The sequence below is a fragment of the Bacillus sp. PK3-067 genome, from assembly GCF_056738645.1.
The window spans coordinates 143,215-150,000 of sequence record NZ_CP096490.1; the positions used below are offsets into that span (position 1 = coordinate 143,215).

Annotated in this window: 9 protein-coding genes; 7 read left to right on the forward strand and 2 right to left on the reverse strand. The window is 36.4% G+C overall.

Annotated features, from left to right (window positions below):
* Nucleotides 1–3: 3 nt before the first annotated feature.
* The 6 genes from truA to M1D73_RS00855 all read left to right on the forward strand — a co-directional run bounded on the left by truA (nucleotide 4) and on the right by M1D73_RS00855 (nucleotide 4,333).
* Nucleotides 4–747, forward strand: coding sequence for a tRNA pseudouridine(38-40) synthase TruA (gene truA / locus M1D73_RS00830; RefSeq protein ID WP_033666535.1), 744 nt, complete (start codon nucleotides 4–6; stop codon nucleotides 745–747).
* Between the two features lie 152 nt (nucleotides 748–899).
* Nucleotides 900–1,337 carry a 50S ribosomal protein L13 gene (rplM, locus tag M1D73_RS00835; RefSeq protein WP_001260793.1) on the forward strand — a complete coding sequence of 146 codons (438 nt, stop codon included), beginning with the start codon at nucleotides 900–902 and terminating at the stop codon, nucleotides 1,335–1,337.
* Nucleotides 1,338–1,358: 21 nt separating this feature from the next.
* Nucleotides 1,359–1,751, forward strand: coding sequence for a 30S ribosomal protein S9 (rpsI, locus tag M1D73_RS00840; protein WP_000079986.1), 393 nt, complete (start codon nucleotides 1,359–1,361; stop codon nucleotides 1,749–1,751).
* 161 nt (nucleotides 1,752–1,912) lie between these two features.
* Entirely contained in the window at nucleotides 1,913–2,341 is a 429-nt protein-coding gene (locus tag M1D73_RS00845; protein ID WP_001101005.1) for a DUF2521 family protein, read from the forward strand.
* A 66-nt stretch (nucleotides 2,342–2,407) separates the two neighbouring features.
* Nucleotides 2,408–3,121 (forward strand): N-acetylmuramoyl-L-alanine amidase CwlD, encoded by a 714-nt coding sequence (cwlD, locus tag M1D73_RS00850; protein WP_000822439.1) that lies wholly within the window; start codon nucleotides 2,408–2,410, stop codon nucleotides 3,119–3,121.
* A 144-nt stretch (nucleotides 3,122–3,265) separates the two neighbouring features.
* Nucleotides 3,266–4,333, forward strand: a complete 1,068-nt coding sequence (locus M1D73_RS00855) for an Mrp/NBP35 family ATP-binding protein (protein ID WP_000256628.1) — start codon at nucleotides 3,266–3,268, stop codon at nucleotides 4,331–4,333.
* A gap of 171 nt (nucleotides 4,334–4,504) precedes the next feature.
* Here M1D73_RS00855 and gerD read toward each other — a convergent pair whose 3' ends face one another.
* On the reverse strand, nucleotides 4,505–5,122 hold the full coding sequence (gene gerD / locus M1D73_RS00860; protein ID WP_000827294.1) for a spore germination lipoprotein GerD: 618 nt from the start codon (nucleotides 5,120–5,122) through the stop codon (nucleotides 4,505–4,507).
* Nucleotides 5,123–5,261: 139 nt separating this feature from the next.
* Here gerD and kbaA point away from each other — a divergent pair, with 139 nt between their 5' ends.
* The gene (gene kbaA / locus M1D73_RS00865) at nucleotides 5,262–5,873 is read left to right on the forward strand and encodes a KinB signaling pathway activation protein KbaA (protein WP_001088527.1); all 612 of its coding nucleotides are present in this window, start codon (nucleotides 5,262–5,264) and stop codon (nucleotides 5,871–5,873) included.
* Nucleotides 5,874–5,990: 117 nt separating this feature from the next.
* Here kbaA and pdaB read toward each other — a convergent pair whose 3' ends face one another.
* Nucleotides 5,991–6,755, reverse strand: a complete 765-nt coding sequence (gene pdaB / locus M1D73_RS00870) for a polysaccharide deacetylase family sporulation protein PdaB (RefSeq protein ID WP_000464703.1) — start codon at nucleotides 6,753–6,755, stop codon at nucleotides 5,991–5,993.
* Nucleotides 6,756–6,786 lie beyond the last annotated feature (31 nt).

Consider the following 6,786-nt stretch of genomic DNA (forward strand, 5'->3'; position numbering starts at 1 on the left):
GAAATGGATAGAATAAAATGTACGGTTGCATATGATGGCATGCATTTTTGTGGTTATCAAATTCAGCCGAACCATCGTACTGTTCAACAGGAGATAGAAAAAGCATTGCAGAAATTGCATAAGGGAGAACTTGTTCGTGTTCAGGCATCTGGTAGAACAGATTCTACAGTTCATGCAAAAGGACAAGTAATACACTTTGATACTCCTTTGTCTCTTGAAGAGTGGCAATGGAGTAATGCTTTAAACACAATGTTGCCAGATGATATTGTTATTAGGCAAGTAGAGAAAAAAACAGAAGAATTTCATGCACGTTACGGTGTTGAGAAAAAAGAATATCGTTATCGTGTATTATTATCAAAGACTGCGGATGTATTCCGTAGAAATTACGTATATCAATATCCATACCCGCTCGAAATCAACTCTATAAGAAAAGCAATTCCTTATTTTATTGGAACGCATGATTTTACTTCTTTTTGTTCGGCAAAAACTGACAAAAAAGATAAAGTGCGAACAATTTATGAAATCGAGTTAATTGAACAAGATGATGAAATAATTTTTCGTTTTGTAGGTAATGGATTTTTATATAATATGGTCAGAATTATTGTTGGTACGTTACTTAGCGTAGGGCAAGGAAAGCTTGATTCTGATAGCATTCCAGAGATTTTAGCGAAACAAAATCGTCAGTTTGCTGGAAAGATGGCTCCAGGTCATGGGCTTTACTTGTGGGAGGTAAACTATAACAACTAATCCTGGTGTAACATTTGCTTGACATTAGAAACTCAAAAGTATATCATAACATATGGTATTGTTTCTAAAACCACGATTAGCCCCGGAAGGAAATCGTGTTTAAGATAAACAATAGATTTTTTCTATGGAAAAGATAACGAGGAGGGAAACACATGCGTACGACTTTTATGGCAAAAGCTAACGAAGTTGAGCGTAAATGGTATGTGGTTGATGCTGAAGGTCAAACTTTAGGTCGCCTTGCTAGTGAAGTAGCATCCATTTTACGTGGTAAAAACAAACCTACATTTACACCACACGTTGACACGGGTGATCATGTAATTATTATTAACGCTGAGAAAATTCATTTAACAGGTAATAAATTAAACGATAAAATTTACTACCGTCACACTAACCACCCAGGTGGACTTAAGCAAAGAACAGCTCTTGAAATGCGTACAAACTACCCTGTACAAATGTTAGAGCTTGCAATTAAAGGCATGCTTCCAAAAGGACGCTTAGGCCGTCAAGTTTCTAAGAAACTTAACGTGTATGCTGGAGCAGAGCATCCACACCAAGCACAAAAACCAGAAGTTTACGAACTTCGCGGATAATTAATTAAAGGAGGGCTTACTTTGGCACAGGTTCAATACTATGGCACTGGACGTCGTAAGAGTTCAGTAGCGCGCGTACGCCTAGTTCCAGGCGAAGGACGCGTTATCATTAACGGTCGTGATTTTGAAAACTATATCCCATTTGCTGCATTACGTGAAGTAGTGAAACAACCTCTAGTTGCAACAGAAACTTTAGGTAACTACGATGTACTTGTAAACGTAAATGGTGGTGGATACACTGGTCAAGCTGGTGCTATTCGTCACGGTATTTCTCGCGCTTTATTAAAAGCTGATCCAGAATACCGTCTAACACTAAAACGTGCAGGTCTATTAACTCGTGACGCACGTATGAAAGAGCGTAAAAAATACGGTCTTAAAGGCGCACGTCGTGCACCTCAGTTCTCAAAACGTTAATTTTTGCGAACTACAAACCCCAACCATTTTGGTTGGGGTTTTTTATGTTTCATTCCTCTTTTGCAATTTTTATAGCTTGGAATATTTTAGTGCTACCGCCGCGCGTATGCTTCTTCTTTAGAAGTTTAGACTAATATGTATTAGGGAGGTTTATATGTACTATGAATGTCATTGTCAGCTTACAAGAAAAACAAAAAGAAAAGCAGTTAAAATACGAGCGGAAGATGTTGCGGGAATTATCATTAAAAACATTGCGTTCAAATATTCGTGATGCCTTTCAAATGCAAGAGCTTCATCGTCAGTATGAAGATTACTGTATTGAATTAGGGATAGAATCTTATTTATTAGGAGCGAGATACAGTAAATTTGGTTATTATGGTGAATCGTTTTTTGATGTGAAATATAGAGCTTTAGAAGAAGAACAACAATTAACTGAAACGCTATTTCAATTTTTAACGAGTATGACTATGCGAGAAATAAAGTTGAAAGATGAGGAGTTACTTTTTGAATCTTGTCAGCAGTTTATAGGATTGTGGTGGCAAGAAGGGTATGAAAAAGGTGAAAGAAGATATCGATTAAAGCTTCATTAAGACAAGCATAAACTTTCCTCTTGTCCCATATAAGTAATTAGAGGGACTAGCTGGAGGAGGAAAGGTATGAAGAGAATTCGAATTATCTCTTTTGCACTCGCTGCGGTTGTATTGTTTTTTTTAGTCAAGCAAGAATTTCAAATTACAAAATCGTGGCGAGCTTGGAATTTACCCTTATCAGGGAAAGTAATTGTATTAGATGCTGGGCATGGTGGACCAGATGGAGGGGCTGTTGGTGGAAAGGATATTATAGAAAAGGATATTACGCTTGAAATTACAAAAAAGGTACAAGACTATTTACAAGAACAAGGTGCACTAGTTATTTTAACGCGTGAGGGAGATTATGATTTAGCTAACAAAGATACAAAGTCATATAGTAGACGTAAAGCAGAGGATTTAAAAAAACGTGTAGAAATCATCAATAAACCTGATGTAGATTTTTTTGCAAGTATTCATTTAAATGCTTTAACTAGTAGTGGATCGAAAGGCGCACAAACGTTCTATTACCGCTCTTCGATTGAAAATGAACGTGCTGCAAAATTTATACAGGCTGAATTGAGAACAAGTTTAGAGAACACGAATCGTTCTGCTAAGACAATTTCGCATGTATATTTATTAAAGTATTCTAAAACACCAGGTGCTTTAATTGAAGCTGGCTTTTTATCGAATGTGAACGAAAGGTATATGTTAAATTCGGAGAAATATCAGCAAAAGGTAGCAGCTGCAATATACCGTGGTATATTACGTTATTTCACGGAAAAAGGAAATCCTCCAGAATAAGGAGGATTTTTTTGAGCTTCTCTCGTTAACGAAGTTTTCGGAAAATATGTTATACTGGAAATGTAAACGCATTTATTTCAAGAATACGCAGAGATAAATTCAATTAACATTACGTTATTTTTCATACAGGGGGCTGGGCTAATTATGGTAACGAAAGAGCAAGTGGTTGAAGCGTTAGAAGGGATTGTAGATCCGTTTTTACATAAAACATTAAAAGAAACAAGTGCAATTAAAGAGGTAACAGTCAAGCCAGAGAAGGAACATGTGAGTGTTAAAATTGCAATCGTAAAAACCGGTACAGCGGAACAAATGCAGTTGCAGTCTGGAATTGTAAAGTTAGTAAAAGAACTTGGGGCAGCAACAGTTGGACTTCGTTTTGCAGAATTTACAGAAGAGGAATTAGCTCAGTTTGCACCGGAACAAGAAGAAGAGCAAAGTGAATCTTTATTGTCACCTAATTCAAAAACAACATTCTTAGCAGTAGCGAGTGGAAAAGGTGGCGTGGGAAAATCAACTGTTTCCGTTAACCTTGCAGTTGCTTTAGCTCGTTTAGGAAAAAAAGTTGGTATTATTGATGCGGACATTTACGGTTTTAGTGTGCCAGACATGATGGGGATAGAAAAACGTCCTATCGTAAGAGGTGACAAGATAATTCCGGTGGAACGTTTAGGTGTAAAGGTAATCTCAATGGGCTTCTTTGTAGAGGATAATGCACCAGTTATTTGGAGAGGACCTATGCTTGGGAAAATGTTAAACCACTTCTTCACAGAAGTAGAATGGGGCGATTTAGATTATTTAGTACTAGATTTGCCACCAGGCACAGGTGATGTTGCGTTAGATGTGCACTCAATGTTGCCATCTTGCAAAGAGATTATTGTAACGACGCCTCATCCAACAGCTGCGTTTGTAGCAGCGCGTGCTGGAGCGATGGCATTGCGCACTGAACATAGTATTCTTGGTGTTGTTGAGAATATGGCATATTTTGAAAGTAAGGTAACTGGTGAGAAAGAATATGTATTTGGAAAAGGCGGGGGAGATAAGTTAGCTACCGAATTACAAACGAATGTTCTTGGTCGTATTCCACTGCAACAACCCGATTGGAATAAAGAAGACTTTGCTCCTTCAGTATATGAAGATACACATACAACGGGCATTATTTATAGTAAAATAGCTGAAACAGTAATTGATAAAACAGCTGTTACACAAAAATAAAGTGAAACTTTAATCAGTGGGGTTCACCTGTTACTGACAACAATAAGGCTTTTGTTGCTAGTAAACCTTTCGTTTAATTAGAGGGGTCCATTTTGTCTGTTAATAGCAAGATAAAGTAATAACGAGTGGACAATATATAAATTGTCCACTCGTTATTATAGTTATTATTTTTTACTGTTCTTCCTTCTTATCGCCTTGAGAACCACCGTCACCGCCTGCTTCTTTCTTACCAGATCCGCCTTTTTCAGCTTTTTGCACACCTTTACTAATGATATCAATCATCTTGGCTTGGAAGAGTGGACTTTCAGCAGTTTCTGTTAGTACTTGTTGTAGATATTGACGGTATTCTTTACTCTTCATTGTTTGTAACATCATTTTTTCTACTTCAGGATTTTTCATAATTTCTATAACGCCTGCTTGGTATTCAGGGTCTTTTAATAAGGTTTTCATTAATTGAGTTTGTTCTTTCCCCATACTTTTAGCAAATTTTGATGAGAACTCAGGATCTTTAAAGAGCTTTTCCCAGAATTGTTGCCCTTTATCGGATACCATGGCATCTTCAATCGTTTTCTTTACTACTGTTTCATCTAGTATGAGTGCTTGTTTCATTTTTTCATCAGTTAATACATCTTGAATAGCTTTCTTACCTTGATCTGTTTTTAAAATATCAACAATCATTTTCTTTGTTTGATCGTAATCTAGTTCGGATTTCGTTTCTTTTCCTTGTGCGCATGCTGCAAGTGCGATAAGTAGAAAAGAAGAAACGAAAATGAATAGCATCCGTTTCATAAGTTGGAACTCCTTTCAGCACAGTTCTCTCTTTTTAATATAAATATCTTTAAGGAATTTATACATGAACATGGCTAGCTTTTTGAAATTGTCATTGATACAATTTAATTAGAAATATAAGGATAATGGGGGATGTGTTGTGAATAGCCGCAAGTGGGTACGACTATTTTTAACGACGTTGTTTCTTGGTGGGATTAGCACAGTTATTATTGGTTTTGTTTTGGAGTGGGACAAGTACAATAAATTTTTTCAAAATTTCGACGGTAAGGAGATTTTAGCAGTATCTTTCTGGCTGATGGGTGTAGGATTTATTTTTAGTGTTATAAGTCAAATGGGATTCTTTGCATATTTAACAATCCACCGTTTTGGACTAGGGATGTTTCGCTCATCTTCTTTATGGAATGCAGTCCAGCTCTTCTTTATTGCATTCGTATTATTTGATTTTGTGTATTTAAGATCTGTACTTATTGCAAATGGGGAAGTCTCGTTAGGGAATAATATACTTGTTGCTGGAATGTTATTTGTGTTTGGAGCAATTGTTGCTTATGTAAAAAGTAAAGAAACAAATAAAAAAGCATTTGTGCCAGCTCTGTTCTTTATGGTTGTTGTAACGATCCTTGAATGGGTACCGGCGCTTCGGATTAATGATACAGATTGGTTATATTTAATGGTTATACCGCTATTGTTATGTAATGCATATCAATTACTTGTATTACATCGTTTAATCGGAAAAACAAGTAAATCAGCTTAATAGAGAGTTTTTATACAACATCAGTTATAATGTTGTAAATGGTATGATTAAAAAAGCTCTACCACCTTCTTGAAAGGTAGTAGAGCTTTTTATGCGTGAAGAGTAGTAGGGAAGAAGCTACTTCACATCTTCACTTTTCGTACTTGTGTTGGAAATAAGTTGTGAAACGGATATTTGCTCATATCCATCACTTTTTATTTTTTGCAGGAGCAGCGGTAAAGCTCTATTTGTTTGAAGGGCAGAATCGGATGCGTGTAATAACACGATATCTCCACCTTTCAAATTATTAGAGACAGTGGAAACGATGTTATTTACACCTGGGTTTTTCCAATCGTTTGAATTATTACTCCAATGCACGACGGTGTATCCAAGTGATTCTGCGATTTTAAGGGTTGCTTTGTTAAATTCGCCACTAGGTGGACGTAACAGCTTGACTTGTTTTACACCAAGTTTCGTAAAAACATCTTGTGCTCGTAAAAGGTCTCGTCTTATTTCATTTGTCTCTAGAGAAGTATAGGATGTGTAATTGTACCCCATACTACCGATTTCGTGTCCATCTTTCATGATTCGCTCTACAATATCGGGGTGTCTTTCGGCCCATGCAGCAGAAAGGAAGAAGGTTGCATTCTTAATTTCTTTTTCTTTAAGAGTATCTAGGATTGGAATTGCTTTTTTGTCTCCCCAACTAATATCAAACGTAAATGCAACTTGCTTTTTAGCGGTGTCTCCTTTGTAAATTACTTTAGGGCCTGTAGCAGTTGAAAAAGCAGATTCATGTGAATATGTTTTTAAAAAGAGTAGCCATGCTGTAAATAAGGACAGTATCACTATTAAGCTAATGTGTTTAAAATTTCTCTTACTCGTAATAAAAAAGAAAAACATAATATTACGCCCCTTTGTCCAATCCTTTTCA

Bases quoted from the DNA above. Each gene is read 5' to 3' on its own strand.
- truA (WP_033666535.1), top strand. From the start codon at position 4: ATGGATAGAATAAAATGTACGGTTGCATATGATGGCATGCATTTTTGT.
- rplM (WP_001260793.1), top strand. From the start codon at position 900: ATGCGTACGACTTTTATGGCAAAAGCTAACGAAGTTGAGCGTAAATGG.
- M1D73_RS00845 (WP_001101005.1), top strand. From the start codon at position 1,913: ATGAATGTCATTGTCAGCTTACAAGAAAAACAAAAAGAAAAGCAGTTA.
- cwlD (WP_000822439.1), top strand. From the start codon at position 2,408: ATGAAGAGAATTCGAATTATCTCTTTTGCACTCGCTGCGGTTGTATTG.
- M1D73_RS00855 (WP_000256628.1), top strand. From the start codon at position 3,266: ATGGTAACGAAAGAGCAAGTGGTTGAAGCGTTAGAAGGGATTGTAGAT.
- gerD (WP_000827294.1), bottom strand. From the start codon at position 5,122: ATGAAACGGATGCTATTCATTTTCGTTTCTTCTTTTCTACTTATCGCA.
- pdaB (WP_000464703.1), bottom strand. From the start codon at position 6,755: ATGTTTTTCTTTTTTATTACGAGTAAGAGAAATTTTAAACACATTAGC.